Source organism: Rhodococcus sp. MALMAid1271 (assembly GCF_049195265.1).
GTDB lineage: Bacteria > Actinomycetota > Actinomycetes > Mycobacteriales > Mycobacteriaceae > Rhodococcoides.
In genome coordinates this window covers 46,515-65,791 of record NZ_JBMIRQ010000120.1, presented here as the reverse complement: position 1 = coordinate 65,791, position 19,277 = coordinate 46,515, and the positions used below count along the sequence as shown (strand labels likewise).

20 protein-coding genes are annotated in these 19,277 nt (G+C 64.8%); 7 read left to right on the top strand and 13 right to left on the bottom strand.

Annotated features, from left to right (window positions below; translation table 11 throughout):
• Nucleotides 1-25: 25 nt before the first annotated feature.
• From ACOQFP_RS23210 to sdhC, 4 genes are read right to left on the bottom strand one after another with little or no spacing between them, the layout of a single operon-like run.
• A complete protein-coding gene (locus tag ACOQFP_RS23210) occupies nt 26-805 on the bottom strand; it encodes a succinate dehydrogenase iron-sulfur subunit (protein ID WP_206491719.1) in 780 nt (259 codons plus the stop codon).
• A gap of 1 nt (nt 806) precedes the next feature.
• Nucleotides 807-2,558 carry a succinate dehydrogenase flavoprotein subunit gene (gene sdhA, locus ACOQFP_RS23205; protein WP_206491717.1) on the bottom strand — a complete coding sequence of 584 codons (1,752 nt, stop codon included), beginning with the start codon at nt 2,556-2,558 and terminating at the stop codon, nt 807-809.
• A 16-nt stretch (nt 2,559-2,574) separates the two neighbouring features.
• A complete protein-coding gene (locus ACOQFP_RS23200; protein WP_206491716.1) occupies nt 2,575-3,027 on the bottom strand; it encodes a succinate dehydrogenase hydrophobic membrane anchor subunit in 453 nt (150 codons plus the stop codon).
• On the bottom strand, nt 3,027-3,437 hold the full coding sequence (gene sdhC / locus ACOQFP_RS23195; RefSeq protein ID WP_206491715.1) for a succinate dehydrogenase, cytochrome b556 subunit: 411 nt from the start codon (nt 3,435-3,437) through the stop codon (nt 3,027-3,029). The genes ACOQFP_RS23200 and sdhC overlap by 1 nt, the downstream gene beginning before the upstream one ends.
• Before the next feature lie 265 nt (nt 3,438-3,702).
• On the opposite strand from sdhC, the gene ACOQFP_RS23190 reads away from it, so the two are divergent.
• Nucleotides 3,703-4,116: a cytidine deaminase gene (locus ACOQFP_RS23190; protein WP_206491714.1), complete on the top strand. Its 414-nt coding sequence runs from the start codon at nt 3,703-3,705 to the stop codon at nt 4,114-4,116.
• Nucleotides 4,109-5,392 carry a thymidine phosphorylase gene (locus ACOQFP_RS23185; RefSeq protein WP_421585682.1) on the top strand — a complete coding sequence of 428 codons (1,284 nt, stop codon included), beginning with the start codon at nt 4,109-4,111 and terminating at the stop codon, nt 5,390-5,392. The genes ACOQFP_RS23190 and ACOQFP_RS23185 overlap by 8 nt, the downstream gene beginning before the upstream one ends.
• A 4-nt stretch (nt 5,393-5,396) precedes the next feature.
• Here ACOQFP_RS23185 and ACOQFP_RS23180 read toward each other — a convergent pair whose 3' ends face one another.
• Together ACOQFP_RS23180 and ACOQFP_RS23175 are read right to left on the bottom strand one after the other, a co-directional pair.
• Nucleotides 5,397-6,764 carry an aspartate aminotransferase family protein gene (locus ACOQFP_RS23180; protein WP_421585681.1) on the bottom strand — a complete coding sequence of 456 codons (1,368 nt, stop codon included), beginning with the start codon at nt 6,762-6,764 and terminating at the stop codon, nt 5,397-5,399.
• Complete coding sequence (locus ACOQFP_RS23175; protein WP_206491708.1) at nt 6,761-7,225, bottom strand: Lrp/AsnC family transcriptional regulator; 465 nt, start codon at nt 7,223-7,225, stop codon at nt 6,761-6,763. The genes ACOQFP_RS23180 and ACOQFP_RS23175 overlap by 4 nt, the downstream gene beginning before the upstream one ends.
• 142 nt (nt 7,226-7,367) lie before the next feature.
• Between ACOQFP_RS23175 and ACOQFP_RS23170 the strand changes: the two genes are divergently transcribed.
• Nucleotides 7,368-8,873: a gamma-aminobutyraldehyde dehydrogenase gene (locus ACOQFP_RS23170; protein ID WP_206491706.1), complete on the top strand. Its 1,506-nt coding sequence runs from the start codon at nt 7,368-7,370 to the stop codon at nt 8,871-8,873.
• Nucleotides 8,870-10,291 carry an NAD(P)/FAD-dependent oxidoreductase gene (locus ACOQFP_RS23165; protein ID WP_421585680.1) on the top strand — a complete coding sequence of 474 codons (1,422 nt, stop codon included), beginning with the start codon at nt 8,870-8,872 and terminating at the stop codon, nt 10,289-10,291. Before ACOQFP_RS23170 ends, ACOQFP_RS23165 begins: the two co-directional genes overlap by 4 nt.
• A gap of 72 nt (nt 10,292-10,363) precedes the next feature.
• Here ACOQFP_RS23165 and ACOQFP_RS23160 read toward each other — a convergent pair whose 3' ends face one another.
• Together ACOQFP_RS23160 and ACOQFP_RS23155 are read right to left on the bottom strand one after the other, a co-directional pair.
• A complete protein-coding gene (locus ACOQFP_RS23160; protein ID WP_421585679.1) occupies nt 10,364-11,218 on the bottom strand; it encodes a universal stress protein in 855 nt (284 codons plus the stop codon).
• A gap of 19 nt (nt 11,219-11,237) precedes the next feature.
• On the bottom strand, nt 11,238-12,740 hold the full coding sequence (locus tag ACOQFP_RS23155; protein WP_206491699.1) for an APC family permease: 1,503 nt from the start codon (nt 12,738-12,740) through the stop codon (nt 11,238-11,240).
• A gap of 244 nt (nt 12,741-12,984) precedes the next feature.
• Here ACOQFP_RS23155 and ACOQFP_RS23150 point away from each other — a divergent pair, with 244 nt between their 5' ends.
• Nucleotides 12,985-14,109: an adenosine deaminase gene (locus tag ACOQFP_RS23150; RefSeq protein ID WP_206491697.1), complete on the top strand. Its 1,125-nt coding sequence runs from the start codon at nt 12,985-12,987 to the stop codon at nt 14,107-14,109.
• Between the two features lie 20 nt (nt 14,110-14,129).
• Here ACOQFP_RS23150 and ACOQFP_RS23145 read toward each other — a convergent pair whose 3' ends face one another.
• From ACOQFP_RS23145 to ACOQFP_RS23125, 5 genes are read right to left on the bottom strand one after another with little or no spacing between them, the layout of a single operon-like run.
• Nucleotides 14,130-15,410 (bottom strand): primosomal protein, encoded by a 1,281-nt coding sequence (locus ACOQFP_RS23145; RefSeq protein ID WP_421585678.1) that lies wholly within the window; start codon nt 15,408-15,410, stop codon nt 14,130-14,132.
• 15 nt (nt 15,411-15,425) lie between these two features.
• Complete coding sequence (locus ACOQFP_RS23140) at nt 15,426-15,740, bottom strand: YbaB/EbfC family nucleoid-associated protein (RefSeq protein ID WP_421585676.1); 315 nt, start codon at nt 15,738-15,740, stop codon at nt 15,426-15,428.
• Nucleotides 15,737-16,075: a hypothetical protein gene (locus tag ACOQFP_RS23135; protein ID WP_421585675.1), complete on the bottom strand. Its 339-nt coding sequence runs from the start codon at nt 16,073-16,075 to the stop codon at nt 15,737-15,739. The genes ACOQFP_RS23140 and ACOQFP_RS23135 overlap by 4 nt, the downstream gene beginning before the upstream one ends.
• A gap of 26 nt (nt 16,076-16,101) precedes the next feature.
• Nucleotides 16,102-17,241: a C40 family peptidase gene (locus ACOQFP_RS23130; RefSeq protein ID WP_421585674.1), complete on the bottom strand. Its 1,140-nt coding sequence runs from the start codon at nt 17,239-17,241 to the stop codon at nt 16,102-16,104.
• A 5-nt stretch (nt 17,242-17,246) separates the two neighbouring features.
• Complete coding sequence (locus ACOQFP_RS23125) at nt 17,247-17,579, bottom strand: hypothetical protein (RefSeq protein WP_421585672.1); 333 nt, start codon at nt 17,577-17,579, stop codon at nt 17,247-17,249.
• Nucleotides 17,580-17,724: 145 nt separating this feature from the next.
• Between ACOQFP_RS23125 and upp the strand changes: the two genes are divergently transcribed.
• Together upp and ACOQFP_RS23115 are read left to right on the top strand one after the other, a co-directional pair.
• Entirely contained in the window at nt 17,725-18,348 is a 624-nt protein-coding gene (gene upp / locus ACOQFP_RS23120; RefSeq protein ID WP_341244559.1) for a uracil phosphoribosyltransferase, read from the top strand.
• 80 nt (nt 18,349-18,428) lie between these two features.
• On the top strand, nt 18,429-19,277 hold the full coding sequence (locus tag ACOQFP_RS23115) for a DUF2797 domain-containing protein (RefSeq protein WP_421585671.1): 849 nt from the start codon (nt 18,429-18,431) through the stop codon (nt 19,275-19,277).

The following is a 19,277-nucleotide window of genomic DNA, read 5'->3' as shown; positions in this document are numbered from 1 at the left end:
CTCGTCGACTTTCGGGCAGTGAGTGCTAGCGAGCGAACAGCAGTGCGCGCTTGACTTCCTGAATCGCCTTGGTCACCTGGATGCCACGAGGGCAGGCGTCGGTGCAGTTGAAGGTGGTGCGGCACCGCCACACACCCTCGACATCGTTGAGGATGTCCAGACGTTCGGTTGCACCCTCGTCACGGCTGTCGAAGATGAACCGGTGGGCATTGACGATGGCGGCCGGACCGAAGTAACTACCGTCGCTCCAGTACACCGGGCACGAGGTGGTGCAGCATGCGCACAGGATGCACTTGGTGGTGTCGTCGAACCGGGCACGGTCTGCTGCGGACTGGATCCGCTCGCGGGTCGGCTCGTTACCCGTCGTCATCAGGAACGGCTTCACGGCGCGGAACGCGTCGAAGAAGGGTTCCATGTCGACGATGAGATCCTTCTCCACCGGCAGGCCCTTGATGGGCTCGATGGTGATGTTCAGCGTCTTCGACGAGTCCTTGGGGAGCATGTCGCGCATGAGCACCTTGCAGGCGAGACGGTTGACACCGTTGATACGCATCGCGTCACTGCCGCAGACACCGTGTGCGCAGGAACGGCGGAACGTCAGTGTGCCGTCCAGGTAGCCCTTCACGTACAGCAACAGGTTGAGCAGTCGGTCGGTTGGCAGGGTGGGGACCTGGAAGGTGTCCCAGTGCTGGCCTTCACCGCTCTCGGGGTTGAAGCGCGCGATCTTGAGGTTCACCATCACCGCGCCGTCGGGGACGGGAGGCAGATCGGACTCGGACTTCTTGTCCAGTGTGGGTGCGCTCATATCAGTACTTCCGCTCCATCGGCTCGTAGCGGGTTTGGATTACCGGCTTGTAATCCAGGCGAATCTCGGTGAGCAGACCTTCGCCCTCTTTGTAGGCCATGGTGTGCTTCATGTACTCGGCGTCGTTGCGATCGGGGTAGTCCTCACGAGCGTGACCGCCGCGCGATTCCTTACGGTTGAGTGCACCGACCACCGTGACCTCGGCCATCTCCAACAGGAAGCCGAGTTCGATGGCTTCGAGCAGGTCGCTGTTGTAGCGCTTGCCCTTGTCGGTGACCGTGATGTGGTTGTACCGCTCCTTGAGGGCCCGGACGTCCTTCAGGGCAGTCTCGAGTCGTTCCTCCGTACGGAACACCGACGCGTTGTTGTCCATCGACTGCTGCATTTCGGAACGGATGTCGGCTGCGCGCTCGTGACCGTGGTCGGAGAGGATGAGCTCGAGCCAGTCCTGCACCATCTTCGCCGGCTCCTCGGGGAGCGGGGTGAAGTCGACCGAGTTGGCGTACTCGGCGGCTGCGATGCCGGCCCGGCGCCCGAAGACGTTGATGTCGAGCAGCGAGTTGGTGCCGAGACGGTTGGCCCCGTGCACCGACACGCAGGCACATTCGCCTGCGGCATACAGACCCGGAACGGTATCGGTGTTGTTGCGGAGCACCTCACCGTGAATCTTGGTGGGGATGCCGCCCATCACGTAGTGGCACGTGGGGTAGACGGGCACCGGCTCCTTGACGGGGTCGACGCCGAGGTAGGTACGCGAGAACTCCATGATGTCGGGAAGCTTCTCGTCGAGCACTTCCTCGGGGATGTGCGTGACGTCGATGTAGACGTAGTCCTTGTTGGGGCCGCCGCCGCGTCCCTCCAGTACCTCGAGCACCATCGAGCGCGCCACGATATCGCGGGGCGCGAGGTCCTTGATCGTCGGTGCGTAACGCTCCATGAAGCGCTCACCCGACTCGTTGCGCAGGATGCCGCCCTCGCCGCGGACCGCCTCGGAGATGAGGATGCCCAGACCTGCGAGGCCGGTCGGGTGGAACTGGTGGAACTCCATGTCTTCCAGGGGAAGTCCCTTGCGGAAGACGATGCTCATGCCGTCGCCGGTGAGGGTGTGTGCGTTCGAGGTGGTCTTGTAGATCCGGCCCGAGCCACCCGTGGCGAAGATGATCGACTTGGCGTGGAAGATGTGCAACTCGCCGGTGGCGAGCTCGTACGCGATGATGCCGGTGGCGACGGGACCGTCCTCGGTCTCGGTCAGGCACAGGTCGAGTGCATAGAACTCGTTGTAGAACTCGACGTCGTGCTTGACGCAGTTCTGGTAGAGCGTCTGCAGAATCATGTGGCCGGTACGGTCGGCGGCGTAGCAGGCGCGACGCACAGGTGCCTTGCCGTGATCGCGGGTGTGACCACCGAAGCGTCGCTGATCGATCTTGCCCTCGGGCGTGCGGTTGAACGGCAGGCCCATCTTCTCGAGATCGAGAACGGCGTCGATCGCTTCCTTGGCCATGATCTCCACGGCATCCTGATCGGCGAGGTAGTCGCCGCCCTTGACGGTGTCGAACGTGTGCCACTCCCAGTTGTCCTCTTCGACATTGGCCAGAGCGGCGCACATGCCGCCCTGAGCGGCACCGGTGTGCGAGCGCGTGGGGTAGAGCTTGGTCAGTACGGCCGTGCGAGCGCGAGGTCCCGCTTCGATCGCGGCACGCATACCGGCACCGCCTGCGCCGACGATCAGTACGTCGTAACGATGTTCCTGCATGTAAGCGTCAGTGTCCTTAGCTCGCCGAGATGTTGGGATCGAAGGTGAAGATGACGTAGGTGCCGACGCCCATGATCAGGATCATCGACAGCACCAGCAGCGTGGTCAGCCAGAATCGCGTCGAATCCTTGCGCGAGTAGTCCGCGATGATCGTGCGAAGGCCGTTGCCGCCGTGGAGCTGAGCGAGCCACAGCATCGTCAGATCCCAGAACTGCCAGAACGGGCTTGCCCAACGGCCGGCCACGAATGCGAAGTTGATGCGGTGCACGCCGTCGTCGAGCATCAGCATGATGAACATGTGTCCGAGCACGAGCACGATCAGTGCCAGTCCGGAGAAGCGCATGAACAGCCATGCGTAGAGCTCGAAGTTGCTCTTGCTCTGGCGTCGCGGTGAACGCGGGTTGGCCAGGCTGGCCGGACGGTCGTAGTTCGTGCCGAGGACCTTGGCCTCGGGACCCTGCGTCGACATCAGTGACCACCCGCCGTGAACATGTTGTAGAAGATTCGTCCCGCGCCGGGGATCATGACGACGAGCCAGATGATTGCGATGACCCACAGCATCGGCTTCTGGTACTGCGGTCCCTTGGACCAGAAATCCACCAGCATCACCCGAATGCCGTTCAATGCGTGGTAGAGGACTGCGGCGACGAGGCCGATCTCCATCAGGCCGACCAGGGGCGTTTTGTACGTCTCGATGATGGAGTCGTACGTTTCGGGGTTGACCCGAACCATCGCCGTGTCGAGGACATGGACGAACAAGAAGAAGAAAACCAAGACGCCTGTGATTCGGTGTAGGACCCAGGACCACATGCCCGGATCCCCGCGGTACAGGGACCGCTTGTGCTCCTTGACCGGAGCGGCTTCCGTCGTGCTACTCATCGAGTGCAATGCCTCCAACGTCGTTGGTGGACGCTTCGAGCCCGGTAGCCGGTGTTGCCCTGGCTCGATTTGTCGCGATTCGGCCCTAGTGCTGGTTGTACTAGCCGCTTGACAGAAACTGTAAACCCATTCGAAACGCGGAACTAATTCGACTCGAGGTTCGTACGCGATCGAAATTTGTTATTAGGTTTGCCTTCCCAATTCGGACACCAGGATCGGGGCAGTTCTCTGCATCAATTCAGACAGCGTGATTGGATGGGGAACCATGGACGAAATCGACTGGAATGCGTTGCGCGACAGTGCCCATGATGCGATGCGTCATGCCTACGCCCCCTATTCGAACTTTCCGGTCGGTGCGGCAGCACTCGTGGACGACGATCGAATAGTCACTGGGTGCAATGTGGAAAATGTCTCATACGGATTGGGCCTGTGCGCCGAGTGTGGGTTGGTCTCGAACCTGCACTCCACCGGCGGTGGCACACTCGTGGCCTTCTCCTGCTGCGATTCTCGTCGTGAGATCCTGATGCCGTGCGGTCGGTGCCGGCAGCTGCTGTTCGAGTTCGGTGGCCCGGACCTGCTCGTCGACACCACCTCGGGACCACGTCGACTGGCAGAGTTGCTCCCGGACGCATTCGGTCCCGACAACCTCGACGAAGGACGCGTGAACAACCATGCCTGACGCAGTATCGATCATCAGCGCCAAGCGCGACGGTCGCGTTCTCGACGACGAGCAGATCCAGTGGGTGATCGCGGAGTTCACCCGCGGAACTGTCGCACCGGAACAGATGTCGGCACTGGCGATGGCAATCCTGTTGCGCGGGCTGTCCCGTCGGGAGCTCGGTACGTGGACCGACGCGATGATCGCGTCGGGTTCGCGAATGGACTTCTCCACGTTGCCGCTGCCCACCGTCGACAAGCACTCGACGGGTGGGGTGGGAGACAAGATCACGTTGCCACTTGCTCCCCTCGTCGCCGCGTGCGGAGCGGCAGTTCCACAGTTGTCGGGTCGAGGGCTCGGCCACACCGGAGGAACGCTCGACAAGCTCGAGTCCATCCCCGGGTGGCGAGCAGATCTCACCGGCGAACAGATGCACCGCATACTGGCCGATCCGGCGGTCGGTGCGGTGGTGTGCGCCGCCGGTGCGGATCTGGCTCCGGCCGACAAGAAGCTCTACGCCCTGCGCGATGTCACCGGAACCGTCGAGTCGATCCCGTTGATCGCCAGCTCGATCATGAGCAAGAAGATCGCCGAGGGCACCGGCGCACTGGTGTTGGACGTCAAGGTCGGTGCCGGTGCGTTCATGAAGAACGTCGAGGACGCGCGCGAACTCGCCACCGCGATGGTCGAGCTCGGAACCGATGCCGGCGTGCGCACTCTGGCGGTGCTGACAGCGATGGACACCCCGCTCGGACTCACGGCGGGCAACGCGCTCGAAGTGCAGGAGTCGGTCGAGGTCCTCGCCGGAGGCGGTCCCGCCGACATCGTGGAGCTGACGATCACGCTGGCACGAACGATGCTCGCAGCAGCAGGCATCGAGGGCATCGACCCGGCCGACAAGCTCGCCGACGGTTCGGCGATGGACCGGTGGCGGACGATGATCGCCGCGCAGGGCGGCGACCCCGATGCCGCACTGCCGACTGCCCGTGAGAGTCAGGACTTCACCGCAACCACGGACGGCGTCGTCACGGGCGTGGACGCGATGGGCGTCGGACTTGCGGCGTGGCGGCTCGGGGCAGGCCGCGAGCGGCAGGGCGAACCGGTGCAGAGTGCAGCCGGTGTGCGGTTGCATGCCAAGCCCGGCGATCGAGTGCGAGCCGGCGACCGGCTGGCGACGCTCTACACCGATACCCCCGAGCGGTTCGAGTATGCGCAACAGGCCCTGGAGACCACCTGGGAGATCGGTGCCACGGCCCCCCAGGTGCGACCTCTCGTGATCGACCGCATCGGGCAGTAGCGACTCAGATCAGGTTGCCCGCCTCGGTCAGTACGCCGCGCAGAATCTGTTCCATGTCGTCGAACTCCTTCTGCCCGCAGATCAGCGGCGGCGCCAGCTGCACCACCGGGTCGCCGCGGTCGTCGGCGCGGCAGTACAGCCCGGCGTCGAACAGGGCGGTGGACAGGAAGCCTCGCAGGATGCGTTCCGATTCGGCGTCGCTGAACGTCTCCTTCGTGGTCTTGTCCTTCACCAGCTCGATACCGTAGAAGAATCCCTCGCCGCGCACGTCACCGACGATCGGCAGGTCGTGCAGTTTCTCGAGTGTCGCGCGGAATGCCGGTGCGGTCTCCGCGACGTGCGCGTTGATGCCCTCGCGCTCGAAGATGTCGAGATTGGCCAGGGCAACGGCAGCGGAGACGGGATGGCCGCCGAAGGTGTAACCGTGCGCGAAGCTCGAGGTGCCGTCGTCGAACGGCTCGAAGAGCTTGTCGGAGGCGATCATTGCGCCGATGGGTGAGTAGCCCGAGGTCATCCCCTTCGCGCACGTGATGATGTCCGTTACGTAGCCGAAGTCGCTACAGGCGAACATCGATCCGATCCGACCGAAAGCGCAGATGACCTCGTCGGAGACGAGCAGAACGTCGTAGCGGTCGCAGATTTCACGGACCCGCTCGAAGTATCCGGGCGGGGGAGGGAAGCAGCCGCCTGCGTTCTGAACCGGCTCGAGGAACACTGCGGCAACCGTATCCGGTCCCTCGAATTCGATGGCCTCCGCGATCCGGTCCGCAGCCCAGATTCCGAACGCCTTCGGATCGGTGTCCAGGGGCGCGGCGGCGCGGTAGATGTTGGTGTTGGGCACTCGGAACGCGCCGGGAGTCAGCGGCTCGAAAGGTTCCTTGAGCGCAGGGATTCCGGTGATGGCCAGAGCGCCCTGCGGGGTGCCGTGATACGCGATCGATCGCGAGATCACCTTGTGCTTGCCGGGCTTGCCGACCTTCTTGAAATACTGCTTGGCGAGCTTCCATGCACTCTCGACCGCTTCACCACCGCCGGTGGTGAAGAAGACGCGATTGAGATCGCCCGGGGCGTAACCGGCGAGCCGCTCGGCGAGCTCGATCGCAGGTTCGGTGACGTACGACCACAACGGGAAGAACGCCAACTCCTTCGCCTGCTTCGCGGCAGCCTCGGCCAATTCGTCACGGCCGTGTCCCACCTGCACCACGAACAGGCCGGAGAGACCGTCGATGTAGCTCTTGCCGTTGGAGTCCCAGATGGTCGAGCCCTCACCGCGGGTGATGATCGGGGGAGTGATCCCTGCCCCGTGGCGAGTGAAGTGGCCCCACAGATGCTTGGCTGCGGAGGCGTCGAGTTCGGCGGTCGTTCTTGTCATCGGGTTCCCCAATTGTATTGCTGCTTCACGAGTTTGAGATAGACCAGCGTTTCGGTGCTGGTGACACCGTCGAGACTTCGGATCTGTTTGTTCAGGATCTGCAGCAGTTGTTCGTCGTTCTCGCACACCACTTCCACGACGACGTCGAACGAGCCTGCGGTGAGGACCACGTAGTCGATGGCGTCGATCGCCGACAACTCCTCGGACAGCGCGTAACTGTCGCCGGTGCATTTGATGCCGATCATGGCCTGTCGCTCGAATCCGACCTGCACCGGATCGGTCACCGCGACGATCTGCATGACGCCGGAGTCCGTCAGGCGCTGAACTCGTTGGCGGACAGCCGCTTCCGAGAGTCCGACGGCTTTGCCGATGGCGGCGTAGGAGCGACGCCCGTCCTCCTGAAGTTGTTCGATGATCGCCTTCGAGACGTCGTCGAGTGCGATGGGCGGTTGCTCGGGCATGGGTCGATCTTGTCACTGTCCCGGTGGAAAACACAACCCTTCGACGATGAAAAACGTATTGATTGTCGACCTGTACAACAGAATCAGTTGTTCAAGTGCCGAAAAACGAGAGAATCAGTGGACTGGCCGGTACTGTGCAGGCATGGCGAAAATACCCGGATGTTGGATCGCTGGACGCGCGGTCGACGGCAGTGGTCAGCGATATGCAGTCGACGATCCAGCGACCGGCGCTGTCGTCGCCGAGCTCGGTCTGGCTACGGCTGACGATGTCGATTCAGCGCTCGCCCAGGCGCGTTCGGCCCTGTCGAGTTGGTCCACCGCCACGCCCGCGCACCGCAGTACGGTACTGGCGGAACTGGCTCGGCTGGTCGCCTCCGAGGCCGAGAACTTCGCAGCGGAAGAAGTGGCGCAGACCGGTAAGGCAATCCGGCTGGCGACGGAATTCGACGTTCCGGGCAGCATCGACAACATCGAGTTCTTCGCCGGAGCGGCGCGGCACCTGGACGGCAAGGCCGCAGCTGAGTACTCCGGTGAGCACACCTCCGCCGTTCGCCGCGACGCCGTCGGAGTGGTCGGGTCGATCACCCCGTGGAACTACCCGCTGCAGATGGCGGTGTGGAAGGCGATGCCCGCGCTGGCGGCCGGGTGCGCAATCGTCCTCAAGCCCAGCGAACTCACCCCGCTCACCACCTTGCGGTTGGCGCGCTTGGCCACCGAAGCAGGCGTGCCCGACGGGGTCTTCAACGTCGTCACCGGAACCGGGATCGACGCAGGCGTCGCGCTGTCCTCGCATGCGTCCCTTGACCTGATGACCTTCACCGGTTCCACTCCCGTCGGCAGGCGCGTCATGGCCCAGGCCGCCGAGCACGGCACGCGGGTGCAGCTCGAGCTCGGCGGCAAGGCACCGCTGGTGGTGTTCGAGGACGCAGACCTCGAGGCCGCCATCCACGGAGCCGTCGCGGGGTCGTTGATCAACGGCGGTCAGGACTGCACGGCCGCCACTCGCGCCATCGTTGCCGAATCCCTGTACGACGATTTCGTCGCCGGAGTCGCCGAGTTGATGGACCGCGTCGTCGTGGGAGACCCGACCGATCCGGCAACCGACATGGGCTCGCTGATCTCCATTGCACACCGAGATCGGGTGGCGGCGATGGTGGATCGCGCTCGCGACAGCGGAGCCAGGATCGTCACCGGAGGTCGCGTCCCGGCGGGCTCTGGCGCCTTCTACCCACCTACTCTGATCGCCGATGTCGGAGAGCAGGACGAGATCTATCGCGAGGAGGTGTTCGGTCCGGTGCTCACGGTGTCGAAGCACCACGGGGACGACGATGCGATCCGGCGCGCCAACGACACCGAGTTCGGTCTCGCTGCCTCGGCCTGGACCCGGGACGTGTACCGCGCGGGCCGGGCGACGCGAGAGATCGCGGCAGGGTGCGTGTGGATCAACGATCACATCCCGATCATCAGCGAGATGCCGCACGGCGGGTTCGGTGCGTCGGGATTCGGCAAGGACATGTCGAGCTATTCGCTCGACGAATACCTCACCGTCAAACATGTCATGACCGACATCACGGGTGTGGCCCGAAAGGCCTGGCATCGAACGGTGTTCGCTGCGGCCGGTCCCGACGTCGAGGAGGGCGTCCGATGAGTGGGGTATGGGCAACCGCACCCACCGCTCGCGGCGTGGCGATGGTGGCGAACGCACAGCCGGAGTCCTACTGGCTCGACCGTCCCGAACGCCCCGCACCGCGGACCCGGCACACCGGCTCGACTTCGGCGGATCTGGTGATCGTCGGCGGCGGCTTCACCGGCCTCTGGGCGGCACTGCACGCGGCCGAGGAGAACCCGGACCGATCGATCGTGGTACTCGAGGGTGCCCGCATCGCCGACGGCGCGAGCGGACGTAACGGCGGATTCTGCGCCGCCAGCCTGACCCATGGGTTCGGGAACGGGCTCGATCGCTACGCCGACGAGCTTCCTGAGCTGCTACGCATGGGAACCGAGACACTCGATGCGATCTGCGCGACCGCGGCCAGGTACGGGATCGACGCCGATATCGAGCGCACCGGGGAGCTCGATATCGCCAACTTCGACTGGCAGGTCGGCGAACTGCAGGAACTCGCCGTCGAGGCCGAGCGGTTGTCGCAGCCGATGAAGTACCTCGACGCGGCCGCGGCGCAGTCCCGGATCACCTCACCGATGGTGCGCGGTGCACTCTTCGATCCAGATGTCGCGATGATCGACCCGGCCAAGTTGGCCTGGGGCCTGGCCGATGCGGCCGAGTCGCTCGGCGTTCACTTTCACGAGAACACCCGAGCGCTGTCGATCGGCAAGTCCGGCAACGGAATTCGAGTGAAGACGGGCTACGGCACGATCGAGGCCGCCAAGGTGCTGCTGGCCACTTCGGCATCGAAATCGTTGCGCCGCAAACTCCGCCATTGGATCGTTCCGGTGTGGGACTACGTGATCATGACCGAGCCGCTGACGCCCTCGCAGCTCGCCGACATCGGCTGGTCCGGCCGCGAAGGGTTGGCCGATTCCGGCAACAGATTCCACTACTTCCGGTTGACGGCAGACGACCGCATCCTGTTCGGCGGCTGGGACGCGCACTACTTCTACGGCAGTGACACAGACCCACGCCGAACCCAACATCCCGAAGAATTCGCATTGCTCGCCGAACACCTGCTGCAGATGTTCCCGAGCCTCGAAGGCATCCGCGCCACCCATGCCTGGGGCGGAACGATCGATACCTGCTCGCGGTTCAGCGCGTTCTGGGATCTCGGCATGAACGGACGGGTGGCCTCGGTGGCCGGGTTCACCGGACTCGGCGTCGGCGCGTCGCACTTCGGGGCCCGCACCGCCCTCGATCTGCTCGATGGCAAGGACACCGACCGGACACGCCTGAACATGGTGCGCAGCATGCCACTGCCGTTCCCGCCCGAGCCTTTCAAGTCGATCGGCATCAACATCACTCGCGCAGAGCTCGCCCGAGCCGATCGCAACGGTGGCCGAAAAAGTCTGTGGCTCAAGGGGATGGATGTGATGGGTCTCGGCTTCGACAGTTAGAGCGGCCGCGCCGCACGTGCACGGAAACTCGACCTCTGCTACGAGCTTCTGCTCACGTGCGGCGAAGCCGCTCTAATCGTGCGGAACGACGACCACCGGCACCGGAGCGGCCCGCAGAATTTTCGCTGCACTCGATCCGAGAAACACCCGCTTGGGAGCTGCCAGTCCACTCGAGCCGAGGAACAGCACATCGCCCGGCGACCATTCGAGATTTCCCATCGCCTCGTCCAGCGTCGACCCGTCGGCGACCACCGACTGCAGTCCCTCGATATCGGGGAGACTGCGCACTGCGAGATCGAGATTGTGCTGCGCGGCAGCGACCTGTCGTCGCCGGGTGTCCAGCGCTGTCTCGTCACTCGGTGCGGCGGTCGACTCGAGCGAGACCAGTGACACCAACCGCACCGGCACGTGCGCCGCGCTGGCAAGAGTGATGGCGAAAGGCAGCGGATTGGAGGCGGAGTCCCGAGTGGGGACGGCTACGGTCAGGTCGGTGACCGGTGCATTCGAGAGCCGGTAGCCCCGAGGGGCAAGTGCCAGCGGCACCTGCGACGCATGCAGCAGTTGACTGGCGACCGACCCGATCGAGTGCCGGTTCAGCAGGCCGTCACCGGCACCGCCGACGACGATCATGTCGGCATCGGTGTTCACCGCGAAGTCGATCAGGGCGCGAGCGAACGACTCGTCGGTGAGCACGTGCGTGGTCACCTCGATGCCCGACGGCACCTGGGCGGCTGCGTCGTCCAACCAGCCTCGCGCCTGGGCGTGGAGAACTTTCCGGTACGGCCCGCTTCCTTCCATGACAGGGTCGTCGACCGACATGACCAGCACGATGTCGATGGAGGCGTCGAGCGCACGGGCGAGGGCGGTGGCCAGGGCTACGCCGTCGTCGCCGCTGGGAGTGGCGAGGTAGCCGACGGTGATCTTCATCAGGTGCGGTCCTTCTCTTCTAGTAAGTGTCCGGAACCTTGACTTCGGTGGACGCGGTGAGTGTCTTGCCTTGGAAGAAGTCCCGGTTGCCCACGAAGCACAGCAACATCAGCGGAATGCCGAGTACCAGCATGCCGACACCGAGGACGAACACACCGCCGATCGGTCCGTAGACGGTGTAGCCGTAGTCGGGTTTGATCATGTCCACTGCGCTCTGCACGAACGCCCACGTCATGGACAGTCCGCCGAGAAGAGGAAAGATGCCGCGCATGAACAGGTTTCGGGCGGAGGAGAACAAGGTCCGGCGGAAGTACCAGGTGCATGCGTATGCAGTGATGCCGTAGTAGAAGGCCACCGCGAGACCGAGAGATGCCACCGAATCCTGCAGCGCGTTGGCACTGACGAAGGTGAGTACCAGATAGAACATCAGGGCTGCGGCACCCATCACCAGCGTGCCGAAGCCGGGCGTCATGTATTTGGGGTGCACGCTGGCGAAGCGCTTCGGGATTGCTTCGTAGACGGCCATCGACAGCGTGCCACGGGCGGTGGGCAGGATGGTCGTCTGTGTCGAGGACAGTGCCGAGATGGAGACCGTCAACAACAACAGCGACGCGGCGATCGATCCGGCGACCGGATCGCCGAGAATGCTGAGCACATCGTCGACGTTGTCCGGATTGTTCAGCCCGATCCCGGTATCGCCGAAGCCGGCAAAGGACTGCACGGCGTATCCGACGAGCACGTATGTCGCGACCAGAATGAGCGTGGTCATCACCGCGGCGCGTCCCGGGGTCTTCTCCGAATCCTTGGTTTCCTCGCCGACGGCCAGGCAGGCGTCCCATCCCCAGTAGATGAAGATGCACAGGATGATGGCCTGTGCCGCGTCGGACATCGTCACCCCTGTCGGCACCAACCAACTGAGCTGCGGCGTGATGGCCTGCGGCCCTGCGGTGCCGGTCCCCACTTTGACCAGCGCCGTCACCGACACGCCGATGAGCACCGCGAACTGCACGAAGATCAGTACGTTCTGCATGCGTTCGCTGATCAGGATGCCGCGAAAACTGACGTAGGTCATCGAGGCGATGAAGAACGAGCCGAGGGCCACCTTGGCCGCGGTGGACTCCGCCAACCCCGACAGTCCCAGAAACTCGAACAGGTAGATGGCAGCGATCTCGGCGACATTTGCGAGCACGATGATGGCCGACACGGCCAGCCCCCACCCCGCCATCCAACCGACCCAGGGGCCGAACGCCTTGGTGCCCCAGGTGAAGGACGTTCCGCAGTCCGGCGTATCGCGACCGAGTTCACGGTAGGCGAACGCGGTGAGCAGCATCGGAACGAAAGCAACGAGAAACATCGAGGGCGCTTTGTCCCCGACGGCGAGGACGACGTACCCGAGGGTGGCCGCAAGGCTGTAGGCCGGGGCGACCGCCGACAACCCGATGACGATGTTGCCGACCAACCCGAGAGCTCCGGTGTTGAGTCCTTTACCGGCAATGGTGTTCGGCGGTTCCGCAGTGGACATAGGTCTCTCCGAGGTTCGAGTCGACCGAGTGCGTCGGAGGGTGCCCGACAGAAACGGTCGAGTGCAGTGGATGAAGACTACGATTTCCGTCGCGAAAATGCGGTGTATCGACGGATTTGTTTTCCTCTGAGTAACAATGCAACGAAATGGGTCGCAGAAATGGCGCTGTTCGCGGGAATCCGCGGACTCGCCGAGGGATTCCGGCAGACGCGCGTGCGCGCGGACTGCACGATACCGTCGACACATGAGCACCACGGAGAACATCCAGTCCTCGATCGGTGGCAGTGCGCCACTCGATCTCCCGTCGATCAGGACCGCTCCGAAGGCGTTGCTGCACGACCACCTCGACGGCGGCCTACGCCCCCAGACCGTGCTGGAACTGGCCGAGGAGTGCGGCTACGACGACCTCCCCGCCACCGACGGCCCGGCATTGGGCGCGTGGTTTCGCGAGTCCGCGGACAGCGGCTCGCTCGTGCGCTACCTCGAGACGTTCGCGCACACCGTGGCTGTGATGCAGACTCCGGAGGGACTGTTCCGGGTGGCGCGCGAATGCGCCGAGGATCTCGCCGACGACGGCGTCGTGTACGCCGAAGTACGCTTCGCGCCCGAACAACATCTCGAACGCGGCCTGACCCTCGACGAGGTCGTCACCCATACCCTCGCAGGATTCGAGGCAGGAATCTCCGCGGCCGCGGTACGAGGCAAGAGCATCACGATCGGCACCTTGCTCACCGCGATGCGACATGCTGCCCGGTCGCGCGAGATCGCCGAGTTGACGGTTCGGTTCCGCGATCGCGGGGTGGTCGGGTTCGACATCGCCGGTGCCGAAGCGGGCTTTCCTCCCAGCCGACATCTCGACGCCTTCGAGTACATGCGGGCGAGCAACGCCCATTTCACCATTCATGCCGGAGAGGCGTTCGGTCTGCCGTCGATTCAGGAAGCGGTGGCGTTCTGCGGTACAGACAGGCTCGGTCACGGGGTTCGAATCACCGACGACATCACCCTCGGCGCCGACGGCACCCCTGAACTCGGCTTGCTGGCCGCCTACGTGCGTGACACGCGGATGCCGCTCGAGCTCTGCCCGAGCTCCAACGTGCAGACCGGTGCCGTCGAGTCCTTGGCGACCCACCCGTTCGATCTGCTCGCGCGACTACGCTTCCGGGTCACCGTGAACACCGACAATCGACTGATGAGCGATACGTCGATGAGCCGCGAGATGGTCAAGCTCGTCGAGACCTTCGGCTACGGGTGGAGTGACCTCGAGCGGTTCACCATCAACGCGATGAAATCCGCCTTCCTGCCGTTCGACGAGCGGCTGGCGCTGATCGACGACATCATCAAGCCCGGGTACGCCGTCCTGATCGGCTGACCTCGAACGCGCGACCGGCGCTACTTCTTGCGTAGACGGCTCTCGAACTCGCGCTCGAGCGCGCGCCATGCCTCGGCCTCCACGGCGAACGGCGCGCTCGGCGCGAGCCGATCCGGAGTCGGTTCGAGGGTGTAGGAGACGTACCAGCCCAACGGAGTCGATGTGGCGAGCGCCTCCTCGACCGAGTTGTCGCCGGCGAAATCGGCTGCATCGGTGAACAATTCGACGGCCAGGTCCAGCTGGTCGGCATCGACTTCGGTGGGGCCTTCGGCGAGATCATCGGCCAATCCCGGCAGCACGTACACGTTGTCGTCGGTGATCTGGATATCGAGAGAGCCGTCGATGGCGGCGGTCTGGATGTCGGAGAACGTGCTGACCTGCGCGAGATCATGGTCGTGATCGTCGGCGAGATACCGGGCCAGTGCCCGCTCGGAGCCGAACACGCTGATAGCGCCGCCGCGCCCCAGGAACACCGGCTTGTCGCCGAGATAGCAGCGCAAGGTGTAGACCGTGTCGTCCGAGGTGATGATCCGAATCGGATCGATACCGACGGTGGTCCAGAACGTCTCTTCGGCAGCGGCCGCAGCGATCGGATCACGATCGACGTCCTCGATGTCGTCCTCGTCCTCGTCCTCGTCGGAATCGTCCTCGTCGTCCGAATCGGCGTCGTCCGTCGCATCGTCGACGTCGACGGCATTCTCGGCCGCCGCGGTGAGCTCGGCTTCGGCGACGGCAACCGCCGCGGCGTCGACGTCGGGGGAGGTGACGATGGCGTCGACGGCATCGAGCACGTCGTCCCAGTGCTTGGCGACCGCTGCTCCGATTCGGTCCCACAACTCGGTTCCCTCGCGCCCGAGGAAGTTCTCGACGCCTCCGCCGACCGCGCCGACGAAGGAATTGCTACCGAAAAAGCTTGTGATCGGACGCAGTTCGCACACATCGCCGATGGCGGACACGATGCCGAAAGTTCCTTGCAGTTCGGCGAGGACATCGGCTTCGGGGTCCGAGGCGACCAGTTCAGGCACCGCCACCAGATCGAAGCGATGCATATCCTCGGGCTCGAGCTCGTGCGCCGCCAGCGCGGAGACCGTCGTCCACGAGGGATGGTCGACGAGATCGTTGTCGTCGTCGGACCTGACGAATGCCGCGAGCTCTGCGACGGTCGAGAATCCGTACAGATCGTCCTCGTGTCCGAGGAATGCCTCCCACTCGTCGTCGCCTTCTCGCCACTCCGGTGCCCACAGTGTCGAGAAGTCACCAGCGGTGAGACCGAGTTCGATCGGGATGATGTCTCCAGCCATGGCGCGAAGCCTATCTCAGGAGTCTGTGAACGAACCCTGCAGACTTTGCAGGATCGCCTCGCGCTGGTCGAGCGCCGCAGCGGCGGCCTGAGCGGCCACTGCGGTGATCGTCGACGCGAGTGCGTGTGCGGCAACCGATCCGAGATTCTCGGCGAGTTCGAGTTCGACCATCGCGCCCGATCCATCGGCCACGACGGTCACCAGCCCGTCCGGCGAGGTGAGGCGAACTCTGATGCCGTCCAGGCGCTCGTTGGCCTCGTGCAGCGCATCCAACCGTTCTCGAGCGGCGCCGACCAGAGCATCGAGGGCGGTGGCGTGGGCGGGCGTCATACCTGCTTCAACCAACTGGTGGGGGCGAAGTCCTCGGCCAAGTCCTTGTTGGCGTCGGCGGCAACCTGGGCGCTCGTAGGCAGTCCGAGGCGATCGAGAACGTCCACCGGGACACCGTCCTCGGCCAGCAATGTGCGGCGCTCGGCGCGGGCTGCGGCGGTGGCCCGCTCACAGTGCTGCAGAATATTCGCTGCCAATGAGCTTCCACCGTAACGCATTTCGCGCTCGTCGATGGCGATCGCGATCGGTAGCCCGTGCTCGGTTGCGCGCACCGTCACCGATCCGGATCGGGTCCCCGATACCGCACTGACGACGGTGGGGATCGAGTCGTTCATTGCCTGTCTCTCATTCGGTCCGGCTCTCATTCGGTTGGACGGAAGAAGCCCTTGAAGCCCATCCCGCTGTTGGTCGTTCTGATCGGTCCGACCTGTACCGGGTCCCCGGCCTCCACGAGCTGGCCATTGCCGATCACCATGGCCACATGCCCGTCCCAGACCGCGAGGTCGCCGGGCATCACCTCACCCGCTGTGACAGCCGAACCGATGTCCTGATCCTGAGCCAGGCGGGGGATCTCGACGCCCTGCTGCGCGTACGCCCACTGCGTCAATCCGCTGCAGTCGAGCCCGCTGCCCGGTGTCGTGCCGCCCCAGGCGTAAGGCACGCCCTGTTGCGTCAGTGCACTGCGGACGGCTCCGGCGGCCTCGGCGTTGGGCGCGGTGACGATACTGCCGTCGGGTAGCCGTATCGAGACTCCTCGGTCGGTGCTCTCGGCGGTTCGGGAGGTCTCGCTTCCCGGACTGCCAAGGTAGTTCTGTGCACCGCCGATACTCGGCGACTCGGCCGCGGTACCAGGAGAAGAGACAGCAGGAGAAGAGACGGACTGCGCAAAAGTTCTCGCCAGCTTCTCACCGGCCTCGATCACCTGCGAGGTCGCAGGTGAGGTCATGAGATTCCTGGGCGAGCCGGAGGCAGGAGGAGGTCCGGATCCCACGGGCGCGGGCACGGTCGGCGGCGCGGCGAGTGCGCCGACTTCGGCTGTGTGCACGGCCAGTTCGGCGCGGACGCGGGCCACCACCACGAGGGCACGTTCCAGGTGCTCGATAGCGGCCGAGATCACCATGCTCTGCCCCACCGGGGTGCCGATGACCGGCCCGGCGGCCAGTGCGATGCCCACGAAAGACTGCACTATTGCCTGAAGTTCGAGGAAACCCTGGTTGGTGTCGCGACAGGCCCGATCGACGACGGCAGCGATGTCCTCGGCGTGGTCCGCCAAGGCGATAGCGCTGGTGTGTGCGTTCTCGGCATACCGAATGGCTGCGTCGGCGGCGTCACCGTTCCAATCGGTGGCGAGCTCGGTGATGGCAACCCGGCCGAGTTTCTGCGCTGCGTCGATGGCCGCCGAGGACATGCGTAGTACGTCGGCGGGGCCTCCGCTCGGCAGTGTTCCGTTTCCGAAGGCTCCGAGCAGATCGACGATGGGTCGCGCCAGCAGATCTATCACGGCCGCTACCGAGCGTCCGGCCTGATTGCGGCACCCGAGGCCGCGACTGTGGCACCGGTGCCGGCGTCGGTGAGGGCATACGAGACCGCAGATGCGGTGGCGGCAGAACCGATGCTGGCCACCGCTCCCGCCAACCGCACCACCGCATCGGTGTGCGCCAGATGGGTGCCGGAGACGGCACCGAGAAATTCCTGGCCGATCAGGCCGAAGACCGGTGCCAGCACAGCGGGACCGCAGGCAGCGGCGGCAGCGCCCGCTGCGGCGATCTGTTCGGCCATGGTCGACGCCACCGCGCTGTATGCGAGCACCCCCTCGTTGTCGACGACGAGTTCGGCCATCAGTGCCCCCTGAAGATGCGTTCGGTCACGGTCGCCGAGTGCGACGCCCACTTGGTTCGACGCGGACGCACTCGATTCGGTTCCCCTGGCTTGCCGATCCGTGCCACCCCGTGAACCCAACCCCCGAGGTCCTATTCTTGACGGTATGGAAACACACGTGGTCGACCACCCACTGGCCGCAGCCCTGCTCACGACGATGCGCGACGAGCGCAGTGACAACGCCACGTTCCGATCGGCTCTGCGTCAGCTCACCAACATGCTGGTCTACGAGGCCACCCGCGACGCAGACATCGACACCTTCGAGGTTCGGACTCCGGTAGCGGTGACCGAGGGCACCAGATTGGCTCGCCCGCCGTTGCTCGTCCCCGTGCTGCGAGCGGGTCTGGGCATGGTCGAAAAGGCGAGCAGCCTGATCCCGCAGTCGCGCGTCGGTTTCGTCGGAATGGCCCGGGACGAGCAGACGCATCAGCCCGTTCCGTACATGGAGTCCCTGCCCGAGGATCTGTCGCAGACTCCGGTGTACGTACTGGACCCGATGCTGGCCACCGGTGGCTCGATGGTCCACACGATCGAACTTCTCGTGGGCCGCGGCGCAGCGGACGTCACGGCCATCTGTGTCGTTGCCGCTCCGGAAGGGGTTGCCGCGCTGGAAAGCTCGGGTCTGCCGGTGCGACTGGTCGCCGCGAGCATCGACGACGGTCTCAACGACGACGCGTTCATCGTTCCCGGCCTCGGTGACGCCGGCGATCGTCAGTTCGGTCCGCGCTGACCCCCTCTGTCGCAGGTCGATTGGTCCTGGGCGTCTCCTGGCCCTCGGAAACGTCACCTGCACCGCGCCTGAGATTGCGGGTGCTCGACGTCGACACCGAGCAGCTCGAGTTCCAGGAACTGGTCGGCCGCAGGCTCGGCTTCCGTGCGCCGGGTCCTGCGACGGATCGGTACTGCACCGGGCGCATGGCCTTTCGGTCGGACGGCCCGCCGCGCTACGTGCCGTGCCCCGGCCGCGAGCGGGCCGTCGCGTCGGGGCAGTGCGCGACGTGCGCCGACAAAGACAGCTTTCGGTTCGTGCACACCGTGCATCGCAGCGGATTCGTCTCACGTGATCTGGAAAAGCATGTGATGCAACCGCATTGGCTCTATCTGGCGGCATTCGCCAACGGCACCTTCAAGATCGGGACGGCAGCCGACACCCGCAAATGGGGCAGGCTCGCCGAGCAGGGCGCCATCTGCGCGCAGTACGTCGCTCACGCCGACGACGGAAAAGCCGTCCGGGTGGCCGAGGATCTCGTAACCGAAGCAATGGGGCTTCGGCAGGCAGTGCGCTCCGCAGCGAAAGCCGCATCGCTGTGCCTGCCGATCGATGTCGACAAGCTCGAGGCCGCCACCGCGCACCGGGCACAGCAGGTTCGCGAGATGCTGACCGCCGCCGGCATCTCCGGGTGCACCCCGATCGACGAGCGCTGGATACCGCCCGTGGGCCGCGAGGCGCTGAGCGCGAATATCAGTCGCGTCGGATATCCCGCGGACATCGCGACCGGATCTCACGGACTCGAGATCGAGACATGCGTCGGGCAGGCGGTGATCGCCACCGTCGGCGGCGAGACCTACGTCGTGGATCTGGCCCCGCTGAAGGGGCGGCGCATCGAATTCGGGGAATTCGACTCGGACTTGCCTGCGGTGCAGTCGGCGTTGTTCTGA